Below are 16,135 nucleotides of genomic sequence, written 5' to 3'. Positions count from 1 at the left end.
TCGTTTGCCGAGCTTTGCGCCGGGGTGTGGCGAAGTAGGGGATACGTAGTTTCCTTCAATGCAGCGCCAGTGCATGATATGGTCGCCTTCTCCGGAAAGAGCAGCGTGTCAGCGGATGTTTTCGTCGCGACCCTTTATTCCCCCGGCAAAACTATGACGTTAGCGGCATTGCGCAACCATGCATCCCGCTTGAAGGCTCACGCAGTCCCCAGAGTAGCTCCGCTTAGAAAGCTGCTCATCGTCAGCTCAGTGCTGGAGAAGGAGAACTCTCGCATATAGAGGCGGAGTTCGGTATTGACGTTTGGGGTCGGAACGAGTTGGTCGACGAAGCCTCCAACGGCGCTAGAGAAAAGGCGATAAGGGAGTTCTTTGAGGAACATCCCGGGGAAGCCGCGGTCGACTCGCCTTTAGGTCTGGCTTCGAATTTCTCAGCATTGCTGCAGGATCTTCCCAGTGCAGACACAAAACCTCTAGGTGATGTGCAGGGATCATATTTGGCGGAGCGTCTAAAAGCAATTCAACCTGGAAAGGCTGGGGCCTCTGAATATGAAAAAACTTGCAGCGACATTATCGATTATCTGTTTGGAGACTTTCTTTTAGACGCACGACCGCAGAGCCGATTGGAGGACGATCTTAGCATACTTGATGTCGTTTATAGAGTGAAGCCTGGAGATATGTTTTGGGACACTCTAACTAGAGATTTTCGAGCGCGGTTGATCGCATTTGAATGCAAAAACTACACTGACAAGATAACTCCTGCGCAGGTTCATTCGACCGAGCGCTATGTCAATACCTCAGCTCTCCGGCCTATCTGCATCATGGTAAGCCGCAAAGGAGCCAACGAGCACGCGGAGTCTACAGCGTTTGGTGCTATGCGCGAGGGAGGAAAACTGTTCGTTTTTTTGAGTGACAGCGACTTGGAACAAATGCTTTCAGTCAGAGACGCGCAAATTCGAAAGCAGAGTCGAGAGGAACAGAGTACGGGGACGGACCGACTGTTGTGCTAGACCAAAAAATATATGATTTTTTGAGTGTACGCCTCCGGCGAGAACCGCCTTGCGCGAACATGGCACGATAGCGAGGCTGCGCTCTTAAGGTCGTCCTTACGAGCGCAGTTAGCAGCACAGCATGAGCCATGTGACGTTATTGACCGGGCCGGAGCGGCGTCGTCGTTGGAGCGAAGAGGATCAGTGCCGGATACTGGCCGCGGCATTCGCGCCCGGGTCCAGGGTGGCGGCGGTGGCGCGTCAGTATGATGTCGCGACCAGCCTGATCTATAAGTGGCGCCGCACGATGAGAGCCCGCGAGACGGACTTTGCCGAAGTTGTCGTGGTTCCCGATGTGCCTGTCGCCGCTTCGAGGCCGGCGGCCCCTCCAGCGGTGATCGAGCTGGCGATCGCCGGCAAGGCGCGGCTGCGGGTTCCGCTGGCCACGCCGCCGACGCTGGCGGCGGCGATGGTGAAGGCGCTGGGCGTTTGATGATCCCGGTTCCGAGCCAGGTGCGGATCTGGTTGGCGGTCGGCCGGACCGATATGCGTCGCGGGATGCAAGGCCTGGCTCTGCAGGTTCAGGAGACGTTGGGCCGAGATCCGCATGCCGGCGATCTTTATGTCTTCCGCGGCCGCAGTGGCAATCTGATCAAGATTATCTGGCATGATGGGCTCGGCATGTCGCTATATGCAAAACGGCTCGAGAAGGGCCGGTTTCTATGGCCGTCGCCGGCGGATGGCACGGTTTCCATATCACCGGCGCAGCTCGCCTACATGCTCGACGGGATCGATTGGCGCAACCCGCGTCACACGTTCCGCCCTGAGCGCGCGGGCTGAGTTTTTCTTTGAGTTTGCGCCATTTTCCGCGAGTCAGCGGACGCGTTTTATGATTCATTCCAGGGCATGGTTGCCACCGCCCAGGATGCTGTTCCGGACGATATCGGCGCGCTGAGAGCAGCGCTGACCGCGGCGCTGGCCAGAGCCGAAGACGAGGCCGCGCGCGCTGCGCTGGTCGAGGCCGAACTGGCGGTCGCCAGGGCCAAGGCATCGGATGATGCGGCGCTGATCGCACATCAGGATCTGACGATCCGGAAGCTGCAGCGGGCGCTGCATGGTCAGAGTTCTGAACGTTCCGCCCGCCTGCACGACCAGATGGAGCTCACCTTCGAGGAACTCGAGAACTCGAGAGCGCGGCGACGGAAGACGAGATCGCCGCCGAACAGGCCGCGGCCCGGACCACCGAGGTGGCGCCTTATGTGCGCAAACGACCGGCGCGCCAGCCATTTCCCGAGCACCTGCCGCGCGAACGCGTGGTCGAGCCGGCGCCGGCCGCTTGCCACTGCTGCGGCGGTGATCGGCTGCGCAAGCTGGGTGAGGATATCACCGAGACTCTGGAGGTGGTGCCGCGGCAATGGAAGGTGATCCAGCACGTGCGGGAGAAGTTCACCTGCCGCGACTGCGAGGCGATCAGCCAGGCTCCGGCGCCGTTCCACGCCACCCCACGCGGCTGGGCCGGTCCCGGCCTGCTGGCGATGATCCTGTTCGAGAAGTTCGGCCAGCATCAGCCGCTCAACCGCCAGGCCGAACGCTATGCCCGCGAAGGCGTGCCGCTCAGCCTGTCGACGCTCGCCGACCAGGTCGGCGCCGGCGCCGCGGCGCTGATGCCGCTGTTCAAGCAGCTCGAAGCCCATGTGCTGGCCGCTTCGCGTCTGCACGGCGACGACACGACGGTTCCGGTCCTGGCCAAGGGCAAGACCGATATCGGCCGATTATGGACCTATGTGCGCGACGATCGACCGTTCGGCGGCGCCGATCCGCCGGCGGCGGTGTTCTATTATTCCCGCGATCGTCGAGGCGAACATCCCGCGGCGCATCTTGCCGGCTGGAGCGGCATTCTGCAGGCCGATGCCTTTGGCGGTTACGGCGATCTCTATGCGACGGATCGTCAGCCGGTGCCTGTTCTGGAAGCCATGCTGCTGGGCCCACAGCCGGCGCAAAGTGTTCGAGCTGGCCGATATCGAAGCGGCGGCGCGCAAGAAGGCGCGCGGCGAGAAGCCCAACCTGGTCTATCCGCTCGCGGTTGAAGCCGTGAAGCGCATCGATGCCCTATTCGACATCGAGCGCGCGATCAATGGCCTGTCGCCAGGCCAGCGCCACGCCGTGCGCCAGGAGCGGAGCATGCCGCTGGTCACCGAACTCGAGCGCTGGATGATCGAGACGCGCGACAAGCTCTCGCGCGGACACGATCTGAGCAAGGCCTTCAACTACATGCTGCGTCGCTGGGCATCCTTCACCCGGTTCCTCGACGATGGGCGGATTTGCCTGTCGAACAATGCAGCCGAGCGAGCCCTGCGCGGCATCGCTCTCGGCAGAAAGTCCTGGCTGTTCTGCGGTTCCGATCGCGGCGGACAGCGCGCTGCCGTTCTCTACAGCCTGATCGTCAGCGCCAAGATGAATGACATTGACCCGCAGGCCTGGCTCGCCGATATCCTGGCGCGCATCGCGGCACACCCAGCACAGCGGATCGATGATTTGCTGCCGTGGAATTGGAGATCCGCAAAACTGCTGGCCCAACCAGCGGCGGCCTGAACATGCAGCGCAATAAGGTGCATCACGTCTCCACCGTCGACCGTGTCGCCAGGGACCTCGGCGTCAGCGAAGCGCTCATCCGGGACCTGACCCTCGGTCTCGAGCCCGAGGATGGCGTCATCTGGGTCTACGGGGCCAACGATGACGACGGGACCTTGGCCTTCACCGATGAAGGCATCGAGGAGGTCGAACTCCTCCTCGAAGAATATCATCGCGTCTCACCATCGAAAGCTTGACCCCAGCACCGCGGTGCTCAGGGCTCATGGCCGCCCGATAAGCACGTCTGCGGTCTTCACCGGATGAGTACTTTTGAGTCGGATGGCGAGATAAGCTACCTGATTTATTTATTGGATGCATTCTCACTTGCCGGCAAAATAATTGGAAAACTCTAGGGCAGCTTTTCGTGTAACGCGAACCACGGCGGGTGGGGTATCGAGTGGGGTGGTTTGCACCATGACTGTCAGATTTCTAAAGAATTGATTTGTAAGCAATAATTGGCGAGACGACGAGTAATGGGGCCGGAGATTGGGGTCGGTTGATCATGCCTGAACGTGACCATCACGCCTGATCACCCTTGTTGTCGCCGGGCCCCTTGGATGCACGGCACTGCACCCTATTCTTTTCGTCCCATGCATCAAGCTCATCAAGGCGGTAAAGCACGGCCTTGCCAATTTTGACGAAGGATGGGCCGATACGCATCGCGCGCCAATTTCGAAGAGTCCCAACCGAAATACTGCCGCGGTAGCGTTCAGCAACCTCGTCGGGCGTAAGAATTTGCTGTCTGCCACTACCGCCTCCTTCGGCAGCACGACCAAGGCCGTGTCGCCGCGTCTTGAGTTGATCATTGCGGTAGTCTGTCGAGGTGTCGAGGTTCGCTTCGGGTCTTTGTTTCACGCGTTCGGACCCGGTGCCTCACGCTTCCGCACGGACATACATGCTGCGCAATTCAGCGCGGCGAAAGACGCCAGAATCAGGTGTCGTAGAAACGGATACCATGGAGGCCACATAGGAGGGGTTGACGGCGCTTCTTTTCTCGACAGTGCCAGGTGTCGGACAGGTGATGTGCCACGGGGGTATGTGAACGAATTCCGTCACGAGTTTGTGGCGTCCTGCGGGCTTTATCCGTATCGGCAGAATCTCTTGCGCCGCTTGCAGGTGTTTGCCGACTGGCTGGAGCAGCTCAGCCGCCTTTTTTCAATCCAAATGAGGTGGCGAGATGTTGTCGCTCCGATGCTCAGTTCGCAACGAGCGTCTCAGGGATAGCTAATGCGCGAAGATGCGCAGCCTCGCGTTTGCGCGGCTGCACACCGTCGTCAGGCTGTCGATATACATGATTAGCTGCCGGGTTCGGTTGGAGAGCGTGCTCGCCAGCGCGAGGTTGCGAGCACGCTCCACATCGAGCAATCTCCCCGCGACCAGCCAGACCTCTTTGTTGATCCGCCGATCACGAAGCGCCGCGCGGACCGTGGGTGCAATCTTATTCTCCGCGATGCCGTCTGCATTTTTGAAGATGCGAATATTGCCGCCTTTTGGCACCGGAATAGCCGTACTGTTCGCGGTATAGCCGCGTTGCCAGCGATCATCCTCGATCTGCGGCGACGAGGTGATGAAGAAGCCAAGTGAGGCGGCTACCTGTCGTCCAACCTCCTGGATCGCTGTGACAGAGGCCTTATTATCGCTTCCATCTTTGCCCAAGGCTTTGGCGTGAAGGAGCACTACCTTAGTCTTGGAAACAAGGATGAAATCGGCAAGCTCTTGTCCATCATCATCGAGCAGGATGAGCGGAAATTCGCGAAGCGCGTCGGCGTAAGCGTCAGGTCCAGGCCCAGCCAGGCCGATATAGCGGCTGGTAAGCCCGAATATGGATTCCTTCTCCCATTTCGCGGTGTCGCCTACCGCCCATGCTATCTCCCCTTTTTCGACAAAGGTCTTTTCGAGGGCGGGGATCGCCTCTGCGACATCAAGCGCGGGTACCCGATTATCGATCACCAGATCGCGGGCTTTTACCCAGTTACCATGCATGTAGACCTTATCGGTCTCGGCGGTGAGAATGCGAAAGGCCTGGTCGGTGTTGATCCGCTCGGTGAGAGTCATGACGGTGCCCGATGCCGAAAGCCCCTGGCCGAATTCGGCATTTAGGGCGTCGCTGGCGAGCATGTAGCGATCGGACTTGCTGTTATAACTGATCGCGCAATCGAGTTTGCGGCCATCGATCATGGTCACCTGGAACTTGCCGTCGACGATGTCGGCACACAGGTCGAGCACCGCGGGTGTCCTCGGCATTGACGGTTGTCCTTCCTTGTCGGCGATGAAAACGCCGAAATCGTCGAGTGGCTGAAGATCGAGTAGGATGTTCGTCGGCTCCTTGGCCTTATCCGGATCCGGAATGGCAAGCTGGGCAAATCGCTCGAAAACCCGATTGCTAGTGGTGGCAGTGGTGAGTTCGCTGTCGATGGCGGTCGCCCAGCGCACATAATCGTCGATGCTAACCCGCCGGACGCTAGCATCGGTGAGCTTGGAGCGGCTGAGACCCAGATAGCGCGCGGTGTTGTTGACGTAGCCGGCGACATTGGTCGGTAGCAGAACGGCATCTAGTAGGTCAGTGAAGGTGTCTTCAAACGATGCTGTACTGGTCGTCATCGTTCGGATCGCGCGATCGGCCATTTCCAAGGACGCGGTCGCGAGCTTGGTGATCCGGACCTTTTGTGCTGTGCTGCTCGGACCGAATAGCCGGACCAGTTCTCCCCGGTCGAGCCGCGCAACGCCGATCTTACCGGCATCAAACGGCACGCCATCCGTGTCGAAGACGAACAAGCGATTATTTACCCGCACCATGAGGGTCAGTCCGAACTGCCATTCGGTGACGAAATGGCGGCTCAGATAGGGGCTTTCATCGACCGTGAAGAAGGTCCATCCCCAGACATTCTCGGGCAGACGCGCGATCGGACGAACAACGAACCGATTTCGCGCGAGGATGCCTTCATAGGCCTCCGTCTCGACGAGCTTGTCGTGAAACCCGGCGCCAATTGAAAAGATGGCGGCGCGGCGCGGTACGAGGAGATCGTCGCGATCAAGCGATCCCAAAACTGGCAGTCGTTCGCGGAAACGCCCATCGACATATTGCTGCTCGGGCATCTGCGGGACGATCTTCTCGGGCAGGTAGGCCTCACCCGGGATGATGCTGGCGAGGCTGGTTTCGCCAGCGGCTTCGAAGGCGAGATATTGGTCCCAGCTTGTCTTGAGCCGCGAAAGCTGATCCGAGTTGCGCGCAATTACCGTCGCGGTCTGAATCTCTCGGCGCTTAGCGTCGGTCGAGCGAAGTACGCGGCCGATCTGCTGGACGAGCTGTCGGTCATTGGTGAAATCATCGAGAAGGGCTACCGCCACGAAGGTTGCATCGTCGATGCCTTCGAGCAATTTTGTCTGGTGCAGCCAGAAGGTCGCACCGCCAGATGCGGCCTGGGCCTGCTTGACGGTCACGAAGCGTCCCGGATGAGCTTGGCGGTTCTCGTCCATGCGCACCTGATCGTGGATCAGCACGGCGTTGGACTGTTCGTCTCCAGCCAGGAGAGGCTGGAGTGCTGCGAGCGCGCTCCAGGATGCGGCCCGTACAATGATCTTGGATCCGGCGGGCTTTTCCGCGAGCAGCGACGGCATGATCGCAAGCAGCTGCTCGGCGAACGTTCTGATCGCGGTCTTGTCCGCTGCGGTCAAGTCCTGGTCTGTATCGTAGAGGGCGGAATCGATTGCCGGCAAACTGCCATCGCGCGTTGCGACATCGGCAAATTGTACCTCGCGCACGATCCTAGCGTCGGCGGCCTTCGGGAAGGGGAAATTGTAGGCGTAAGCGCCCCTCACCGAGAAGAGCTTATAATCGTTGCGGAACGGCGTAGCACTCAACAGAAGTGTGGGTCGCGAAAGCGAGCGTACACTTCGGCTCCAAGATGCTGCGGGCTCATAGTGCCCTTCGTCGACGAGGACGAGATCGAACGTTGTGAGCAGGGCGAGAATTTGGTCGAGCCGGAGGAGGTCGGACGACTGTTTCTTCTCCAGCGGACCGATAGTCGCCTTTCGCGCAAGCCGATCCCGATCGATCCTTATCTTGTCGAGAGCCTGTAGGGTGCCCACCAGAATGAGACGCTCAGATGTCTCGGCCTCATGGCAAATCCGCTGGGTGCGGCCAGCATTGGGAAGGAGGACCCGGATCAATGCCGGATCGACGCCCGGTCCCGTCCAATCATCACCTGCGGCGTCGGCAACGCCCATATTAGCCCAGAAGCGCCGGCGGATATCACCATACATTTGCTGGACTAGGCCCTCACGCGGCGTCAGCACGAGAGCGCGGCGGACATTGGGAAGACAGCGCGTCATTACAGCGATGACGCCAGACTTGCCACTGCCTGTTGGCATCTTGATGAGCCCTGCTTCGGCGCGTCCACCCGGCTGCCGAAGCCGGGCATACGCTGCGCCAAATGCTATGGCCTGCTTCTGATTACTCCAAAGAGAGAGGCCGGTCGGGCTTCCCGTCCAGACCGGGAGTGCCTCGAGCGCCGTGATATCCTTTCCGTAGCCTGCCTTGTCGAAAGTGTCGCTAGACGGGATATCGAACGTCGTGTGCCTGTCATGATATGCAAGCTTAGGAAGCATCCCGTTTCCCCCGTTTTGGCGACCTCAAAGATAGAGAGGCAGACTAGGGGCATTTGTCTACTCGTTTTCGTGGAACTGCTGCCAAAGTGCCTCGATTACCTTTGCCCAGCTAATCACCGGGAAGTACGGCACTCGAGAATGCATTCGATCAATCGGCTGATCTCAACAGAAAGAATCTCCTCTTCGGAGGGCGAACAGTGTTTCGGTCCTTACAGTGCATCTGTCCTAGGATGCGATTAAAAATTCGAGCTGAAGGCGATCGATGGTCAATAGCGAGGATGCAGTGGATGACAGCCTGTTCGTCATTCACTGCAGTTGAGCGAGCGTCACTGGTCTGATTAGCTAATCGCGCAAAGCCCCTCAGCCAGGAATCAGTCTCAGGGCTAGCTTTTCTGTTGGTACAGTGAAACCGCTATTTAGGTCGGGGGAATGCGGTACTGAAATTCGTCGAAATCGGTTTTTCGTAGCAAGCATCCGCACGGTTTTGGAAGGTTCGTATTCTTTCCCATTCAAGTTGGCACATCGGGGCAGATTTCTACTCATATTAGAAGTTCCCAATGCTAAGCCTGTCGGTGGGACGGGATCGACTGGGGGAAATTTGGGCCAGCAGGGCATAGATCAACCCGAAAGCCATGGCTTGGACACGGTCCTAGCAGCGCTTTGCCGTGACTATTCGAAACTAGGACCGAGAATAAGGGAGCTACAGCACGAGGTGGCGTGCGAGTGCGCAGGCGTTACCCTCCGCCTGCATTTCCCCGCCTTCCGACAAGGCAAGGCCACTGTGCATGAACTGGTGGAGTTGGCTTGGCTTCACCTGACACCATTCACGTTAACGCGGAAGGAAATCGACGCGGTAAGGGCGCTTCAATCGACCCTGCCGTTTGAAGACTTTCTGATCAAAACGACCCAGCTCAATGACGCCGCCGCCAAGCTTTTCATCAAGGCGCACAAAGCGACAAATCGAAATGGCGAAGCTGGCGAGCTGCTGCTCTATCTGCTGACCGAGTGGATTTTAGGAGCACCGCAATTCATCGCGAAGATGACCTTGAAGACAAATCCGCAGATGCCTGTACACGGTGCGGACGGTGTCCATGTTCGCTATTGTCCGGAGACCGCGCGGCTCTTCCTCTATTGGGGCGAGTCGAAAATGTATGGCGATGTCGGTGCGGCTATCATTGCTGCCGCAGCATCGATCGCAAAATCCTTAGAGCCCGACGAGCAAGGTCACGAACTCCAGCTTGTTCAGCGAAACATCGATTTCACAGGACTAGGAACCGAAGCAAAGGCAGCGCTGCTGCGATACTTGGATCCCCATGAGGAAGAATACAACGAACGTAAGGATGTTATCACCTGCCTGATCGGTTTTGATTTTGATGGCTTTCAAAAGGCGCGCGCTGCCGGTGACCAGGGTGCCGAAGATGCCTTTCGAGCACTGGCGAAAGAGGAACTCGCAGCGGTGGCACCGAAGGTCTCAACCGCGCTCAAGACGGCTGGACTGGGCTCCCAGGACGTGGAGCTGTTCTTCTTTCCACTCCCAGCCGTTCAGGAATTTCGCGATCTCTTTCAGGCTAGGATTGGTTGGCTGCCGTGATACAAGAGCTGGCCGACAAGATTTGGGATAACAGAGGCTTCCACGATGCAGCGCATCGCATTGAGCTCGCGTGGCTAACCAAAGAGATCGGCGGCATCGAAGATGGCCACGCCGACATCACTGACGCTACGCGGTTGATGCGTTCTGCGGCCATCTTGGCTTGCTCAGAAACGGCAGATCATCGGCGCGCCGCGTTCCGAGTAGCGACATGTGCCTACGACTTGTTCGGAACCGGCCAAGTGCCTCTGGACCAAGCCCTGCGCATGGTGCTCACGCGCCTCGGCAACTTCCCTTCCATCGGCACTCGCGCGGACGTGGCGTCCGCGCGGGTGAGGCTACCGCTGGTACTTGCGGCAGAGGAAATCGCATCAGCTGATGCCCATGAGGTGACGATCAACGGACAAACGGTGCTGCTGACTGACTTCCAGCAGAGGCTGTGGCTGAATCTCATGCAAAGCCGCCGCATCGCGCTGGCGGCACCTACATCCGCCGGAAAATCCTTTGTCTTGCAGGGGTATCTGTCGGCGCTCTTCAACAATGAGCAGCCAAAGTCGGTCGTCTACATCGTCCCGACCCGCGCCTTGATCGCCCAAGTGGCCGAGGATCTGACGATCCAGTTTCGAGGAATGGAACAAGATATTCCCGACATCGTGACGGTCCCGGTCGATGCTGAAACCAGCCTCGCTGTACGCGCCATCTACGTAATGACTCAAGAGAGGGTGCAACTCGCACTCGGCGCCCATCCCGACTTCAGCGCCAGCGTCATCATCGTAGATGAGGCGCATTCGATCGCAGATGGATCACGCGGCGTGCTGCTGCAATGGGTCATCGACGATCTACTGATCCGCAATCCGGCATCACAAATCCTTTTCGCCAGCCCAGCGATCCGCAATCTAGATATTTTTGGCCGGTTGTTCGGCTTGACCGACGTGGTCGAGTTCTCATCCGTAGAGCCTACCGTTGCCCAGAACTTCTTGGTTACGACCGTCGAGTCGGCCACCAAGGGCAAGCTTGTGATCCACACCGCTGGTGATGGATCGAGAGCGCTGCGACAAGTCGCAACGCTGCAGCTAGGGCGAACGGTCGCGAGCCGTACAGAGAAGCTCGTCCATATCCCGGCAGTGCTTGGACGTGGGCATTCAAATATCATCTACGCGAATGGTGCGGCTGAAGCGGAAAGCGTTGCGCTCCAACTCGCTGAGCTGATGTCCGACCGCGAGCCGACCGAAGCACGCCTCGCTCTATCCGACTTGGCGAAAGAAGCTGTGCACGCCAGCTATGCCTTGGTCGAATGCGTCAAACACGGCGTAGCATTTCACTATTCCAATATTCCGACCCAGCTCCGACGAGCAATTGAAGCGGCAGTGTCGTCGGGCGAGGTCGACTATCTCGTCTGCACGAGCACCCTGCTTCAGGGTGTTAATTTGCCTGCCAAGAACATCTTCATGTTCGCTCCGGAGAAAGGTCGGACCAGAGCGTTGGAGTCGACTGATTTCTGGAACCTTGCCGGTCGCGCTGGCAGGCTCAAGCGTGAGTTTCAGGGCAACATCTTCCTCATCGACTATGACAAATGGAAGAAGAAGCCGCTCGACGGCCCCAAAGATTCGGTTGTTACCCCGGCGATTGAAAGCAGCCTCAACGAACATCACGACCAGTTAATGACCGTGATTTCTGGCGCACCGACAACGAGCCGCAGCGATGAAACGGATCTCGAGACAACCTTCGTCCGTCTCTACACCGATTTCAAAGGCGGTCATCTTAGTCAAACATTTGAACGGGCTGGCGTTCTGCCAGACGACATCCAGTCAGGCCTAGTTGAAGCCGCGCTTGCAGCGGCTAGCAAGAAACTCACTTTACCGGCAGCGGTTCTCCGCCGGACTCCGAACATCTCCGCCCACAAACAGCAGCGACTTTACGACCGGCTGAACGCAAAAATAGCTCAAGGTGCCGATGTCGCACGGACCCTGATTCCTTCGCATCCTCGGGAGAGTGAGACGTTCCAATCCTACGCGGATATTCTGGAATTGTGCCACGAGATCATTCTCGGCATCGACACTTCGAAAAACCTGCATCGGTTCCATGCCCTGATTGCGCGACGATGGATGCTTGGCTTCCCACTCCCACAGATCATTGACGGGCAAATATCGCGAAATGCCTCGAAACCGGTTCGAACAACGATCAGAAGCACTTTGGATTTAATCGAAGGTGATATCCGTTTCCAAGCTGTCCGTCTGTTTGGATGCTACAGCGCACTTCTTGTTTACGCACTCGACAGCGCGGGCTTGGTGGACATGGTATCCAGCATTCCCTCTTTACCACTCTATCTTGAGATCGGCGCATCTGACAAAACGATGATCAGCTTCATCTCTTTGGGATTATCACGGGTTACCGCGATGAAGCTGAACGAAATGTCTGCTCGGAAAGACCTTGATAAGGCTGGCGCGCTGAAGTGGCTGCGAACTCGGCCGCTTGAAGCGCTGGGCCTTTCGCCCCTCTTGCTTGCTGAGGTGCGGGCGATTGCAATTGCCTAGGAATGCCACAGACTTCCAAGCATTGCGACTTTGATCGGATGACCGTTCTGCATGCAATTGCGGTTGCCCTGGGCGATGCCGGCGTCCATCTCGACTTCGACACGCTCGCCCTTTGCCGGTCATAGTGTGTTGGGGCACCCTGCGCTAGGTTGGATCATTCAGCGCGTGGTCCCAGTACGTTATGGAGTGGTTTTGAGGTCACTGCGACAGAAAAAAGGAACTCCATGGGCGCAATGAAAGAGCTGCACATCGAGACGATGAATCTCGAAGTGGAATGGCAACACCTATTGGCGAAAATCTTGGGGCAACAAAGTGCGGGGCGGGCGCACATAATGAAGCCAGACGAAGGGCCTGCCGACCAGGAAGAATGGGAGGCGATGCGCTTCGTCCCGGACATCGCGTTCACCCCTTCGGATGCAGCCGGACCGGTCGCTGTCGAGTTCAAGATGTTCCGCTGGCGCAGCGATTGGCGTTCACGGGTCGGCGATGCTATCGCGTTTATGAAGACGCTGCTTGAGCAAACCGATTATGCTCGCGGAGCGCTGATCCTCTCGCTCGAGATCCATGCGAGCGATCGCGAAGACTTTCGTCAGGCGGCTGGTTCGAACATCGATCTCTGGGACCTGAGCGACCTCCGTCGCTTTGCTGCCCGCGATACTGAGCTTCTTGATCGTTTGGAAGAACTCGTCAGCGAAACGGTCATTGAAAGTGCTGGCCCGGTTTCTCTTAGGCGCCAAGTAGACTCGCTTAGAGGCGCGTCCATCGCTGCGAAGCTTCGCGCAACCGCTGCCGGACATGCAGGATGGCAAGCTTTTGAGGGGGCCTGCCACGAAGCAATCCGCTTCCTCTTCAGCCGGGAGCTGCACAAACTGGTTTCGCAGCAGCGTACGGATGACGGGCTCCACCGGATGGATTTGGTTGGACGGATCCGACCGGACCATAATTCCTTCTGGGCTATTCTTGCGTCGGATTTCGGTACACGGTATGTGGTTTTCGAAGCCAAGAACTATGCCTCGCCGATCGGCCAAGATGCGATCGAGATCACTTCCAAGTATCTATTTCGAGCCGGGCTCCGAACAGTCGCGATCGTCGTCGCCCGGGCAGGCGCATCCGAGCAGGCGATCAAGGCCAGCGCTGGACATTTGCGCGAGGATCGCAAGTTCATCATGGTGATCAGCAGAGACGATTTATGCGCCATGCTGGAAGGCGCAGACGCCGGCGACCCGCCCGAGAATTTGCTGTTTGATCGCATGGACGAGACTTTAATGGCGATGAGCCGCTAGGTTACACGGCTTGCGCGTGCGTGTATGGCCTCGGTTGTTCCTCATAGATCGCGCATGCCCTCTACGCTGGGCAAAAAGCCGAAAGATAGGCGATTTCCCTGCCGTCCTTCCGTCCAGCGGCTGCACGACGTCACTTTGCAAACGTACCGCTGGCGTGCCCTCGTTCAGCTAGACACAAGCAAGCTACGCACGGTTCTTCTGCGCCGCTGAACAGCGCGCGCCATCGGAACAGCATGCCCGTGACCGCACAGGCTGCCGGGGCGCGCCAGGATCATCCTTCGATGAGGCCTTCAAGCTCTATTCTGGCGCCGTTCCGTTAGCACTAGTGCTAACGGAACGGGCGCAGGGAAGATCGCTCGCGGGTCGATTTCGACCTCGGCGTCATCCAACGGTCGCGCCATTTGCGCAAGCTTGTCGGCGAAAGATGCAACGCCGCGGCATATTTACGAACGCCCATGCCGCTGCAGTTCATCGCTTCGGCATGCATCGCCCAGATCGCCTGGACGCGCAGTTGCGCACATCCGTGCCGCCGAAAAGCGCAGTCGAGCGCGCTTTTTCTGCCGCTTGGCTAGGGCTTCCAGGCGCTTCTGGCGGCGCAATTCCGCCTGATATTCTGCGCGCTTACGGCAACATTTTTGCACGCGAAGTACTTCAGCCAGCGGTCGAATGTGTGCTTCGTCATGCGATGCTGATGGCAACATTTTGTGCGCCGAAGGCAGCTCTGGTGCCACGCCTCGACGTGAACACCCCGCCAGGATTGTCGCGCCGCGTTCTTGAAGTGTCTCAAATCTGCCGGAGATCCTCCATGCTCCGAGGGAGCACGACATGTCGCTCGAATGCACTACTCAATCTATGCGAGGGACCGGACACGTACAAGCAACCGGACGATGGCAAGATAAAAGGGAGCACATTGTGCTTCGGTTCGGCCGTTGTTTTCCAGTGGGTTAGATAGTGGTTTCGCAATGTGTGCATGTCTACTGCACATTGCCAGAATCGCGAATTGTCAGCTGTTTCCGTGGCTTAGTGCAATGTGCGAGGGCTCTGTCAGCGCTTGAGGAGGGTGGGGCCGGGAAGGGGGGCGTGGTCAGAGACGACCCGCTGAGATAGCCTGTCGTCGGCAGATAACGAACTGGCGCATAGTCGACGTCAGCACCTCGTCGACCTGCCTTGCGGTGACTCGCTGGGCCGTCGGCACGGCTGCCGCAGCGATCTTTCGCCGCTGCCCGAGTGCCGACGTCGCCAGCGTCGGCCGTAGGATGGCGCCCGAGCGCAGGCTTGTCGGCTGGCGCGTCCACCGGAGGGCTCGTCGGGCCCGGCATCCGCCGGCGCTGCGGGCGGTCCAGCCGTGCTAGCGCCGCCGCCAGGGATCGCTCCATGCTGACACGAATGCGCAAAGTGTCTTGTTACGGTCTGATGGTTTTACGTCACTGGCCTGATCGCCATCAAAGCAAATGGGAGAGTTCGCCACGTCTCGGATCAACCGCCGCGCCTTGCTCCTCCACTCTGGCAGCGCAGTCGCCTCGACAGTTGCGGCAACGGCGCTCGGTGCTGAGCCGGCAGGTGGAGACCGAGGACCGTCCGATAGTCTGCGAGCGCTGATTGAGGCGCACAAGGTAGGTTATGCTGCGTTCGGTGAAGCCTTGCATGACATGGGCGGTGGCAGCAGCGAGTCCGATAGAGCCAGCCGGGAGGAGGAGAGGGCGCTGCTCGCCATCTGCGGCTACCCTGCGGTGGGGGAAGCGGACCGCCTAGCGAAGGCTCGGTACCTTTTAGAGATCGAGGCGCGCGGTGAGCTCGACCTGGCAGACCATATGCGGGCCGTTCTCCACTCTACAATGTGGAGGGGATGAGGCGACCGAGGCGCGGTTTCGGTCAGCTACTGAATGCCTGGTGTGCGCCGCATGTCTGCCGTAGGGGTCAGCTTTGCCGCTTCCTGAAAGCAGACATTGTCGGCGATACGCTGGAGGTCGAGGGTGCGCCAATTGTCGCCGTTTGCAGTTATGCCAACAACGTCGCGTCTACGCGGCAAGCAGACTTACGGCCTTGCGGCATTTGGGAACTCACTTGACGACCGAAAACTCGAACTGGTGCCCGCGGTAAACGGCCTTGTATTCGTCGTCGCGCCCTGGCGTCCTGAACACATTGCGATAAATTGCTCCACAGCTTGTCAGCTCTCTGGGAAAGGCATTGCACAGGAAATTGCCTTGCACCCAGGAGGTTCCTGAGCGGCTCCTCTGGCCAACGGTCTCGCTGACGGCGCCGTCGACCGAGGTTGTGCGCTGCATCGGCAGGAACGTGGGCATTACCAATTTTCCGCGCGTTTCGTGGCCGAACATTAGAGACCTTATTTCCGCCCCTGTGAGCCGGTCCTTCGGATTCATGCCTGCCTTTGCCAATGCCGGCAGCTCTGGCACACCTGCCTTGGTCAGCCCGGCCAAAAGGCGTTCGATATCGGCCGTATTCTTGAACACCATGTAATCCTGGGTCATCAACTGGCTCGGCCCC

Annotated in this window: 10 protein-coding genes and 2 pseudogenes; 8 read left to right on the top strand and 4 right to left on the bottom strand. The window is 58.6% G+C overall.

The annotated features are described in order from the left end of the window. The first annotated feature begins 317 nt into the window (after positions 1-317). The 3 genes from NKJ84_RS16085 (at position 318) to tnpB (ending at position 1,826) form a co-directional block, all read left to right on the top strand. Positions 318-1,007 (top strand): hypothetical protein, encoded by a 690-nt coding sequence (locus tag NKJ84_RS16085; RefSeq protein ID WP_352507262.1) that lies wholly within the window; start codon positions 318-320, stop codon positions 1,005-1,007. Between the two features lie 121 nt (positions 1,008-1,128). Beyond that, on the top strand, positions 1,129-1,479 hold the full coding sequence (gene tnpA, locus NKJ84_RS16080) for an IS66-like element accessory protein TnpA (RefSeq protein WP_352507260.1): 351 nt from the start codon (positions 1,129-1,131) through the stop codon (positions 1,477-1,479). Continuing rightward, positions 1,479-1,826: an IS66 family insertion sequence element accessory protein TnpB gene (gene tnpB / locus NKJ84_RS16075; protein WP_040988572.1), complete on the top strand. Its 348-nt coding sequence runs from the start codon at positions 1,479-1,481 to the stop codon at positions 1,824-1,826. Before tnpA ends, tnpB begins: the two co-directional genes overlap by 1 nt. A gap of 54 nt (positions 1,827-1,880) precedes the next feature. Here the strand turns inward: tnpB and NKJ84_RS16070 are convergent, their stop codons facing one another. Beyond that, a complete protein-coding gene (locus tag NKJ84_RS16070; protein WP_352507323.1) occupies positions 1,881-2,102 on the bottom strand; it encodes a hypothetical protein in 222 nt (73 codons plus the stop codon). Between NKJ84_RS16070 and tnpC the strand changes: the two are divergent. Further along, a pseudogene (tnpC, locus tag NKJ84_RS16065) lies at positions 1,998-3,578 on the top strand (IS66 family transposase). The gene NKJ84_RS16070 and the pseudogene tnpC overlap by 105 nt on opposite strands. A gap of 2 nt (positions 3,579-3,580) precedes the next feature. Continuing rightward, on the top strand, positions 3,581-3,814 hold the full coding sequence (locus tag NKJ84_RS16060; protein WP_352507258.1) for a hypothetical protein: 234 nt from the start codon (positions 3,581-3,583) through the stop codon (positions 3,812-3,814). Between the two features lie 322 nt (positions 3,815-4,136). Here the strand turns inward: NKJ84_RS16060 and NKJ84_RS16055 are convergent, their stop codons facing one another. Beyond that, positions 4,137-4,352 carry a helix-turn-helix domain-containing protein gene (locus NKJ84_RS16055; RefSeq protein ID WP_352507321.1) on the bottom strand — a complete coding sequence of 72 codons (216 nt, stop codon included), beginning with the start codon at positions 4,350-4,352 and terminating at the stop codon, positions 4,137-4,139. 489 nt (positions 4,353-4,841) lie between these two features. Continuing rightward, on the bottom strand, positions 4,842-8,225 hold the full coding sequence (locus tag NKJ84_RS16050; protein ID WP_352507257.1) for a DEAD/DEAH box helicase: 3,384 nt from the start codon (positions 8,223-8,225) through the stop codon (positions 4,842-4,844). Positions 8,226-8,628: 403 nt separating this feature from the next. Here NKJ84_RS16050 and NKJ84_RS16045 point away from each other — a divergent pair, with 403 nt between their 5' ends. The 3 genes from NKJ84_RS16045 to NKJ84_RS16035 all read left to right on the top strand — a co-directional run bounded on the left by NKJ84_RS16045 (position 8,629) and on the right by NKJ84_RS16035 (position 13,630). Further along, positions 8,629-9,816 (top strand): HamA C-terminal domain-containing protein, encoded by a 1,188-nt coding sequence (locus NKJ84_RS16045; RefSeq protein ID WP_502904023.1) that lies wholly within the window; start codon positions 8,629-8,631, stop codon positions 9,814-9,816. After that, positions 9,813-12,347: a DEAD/DEAH box helicase gene (locus NKJ84_RS16040; RefSeq protein ID WP_352507320.1), complete on the top strand. Its 2,535-nt coding sequence runs from the start codon at positions 9,813-9,815 to the stop codon at positions 12,345-12,347. The genes NKJ84_RS16045 and NKJ84_RS16040 overlap by 4 nt, the downstream gene beginning before the upstream one ends. A 224-nt stretch (positions 12,348-12,571) precedes the next feature. Then, the gene (locus NKJ84_RS16035; RefSeq protein ID WP_352507254.1) at positions 12,572-13,630 is read left to right on the top strand and encodes a hypothetical protein; all 1,059 of its coding nucleotides are present in this window, start codon (positions 12,572-12,574) and stop codon (positions 13,628-13,630) included. A gap of 2,060 nt (positions 13,631-15,690) precedes the next feature. Here the strand turns inward: NKJ84_RS16035 and NKJ84_RS16030 are convergent. Beyond that, positions 15,691-16,135 (bottom strand): annotated as a pseudogene (locus tag NKJ84_RS16030) (adenylate/guanylate cyclase domain-containing protein); the annotation flags it as partial.

This window comes from Mesorhizobium sp. M0048 (genome assembly GCF_040323405.1).
GTDB lineage: Bacteria > Pseudomonadota > Alphaproteobacteria > Rhizobiales > Rhizobiaceae > Mesorhizobium.
The sequence above is the reverse complement of the archived record's forward strand: the minus strand, read 5'-3'. Positions and strand labels throughout refer to the sequence as shown.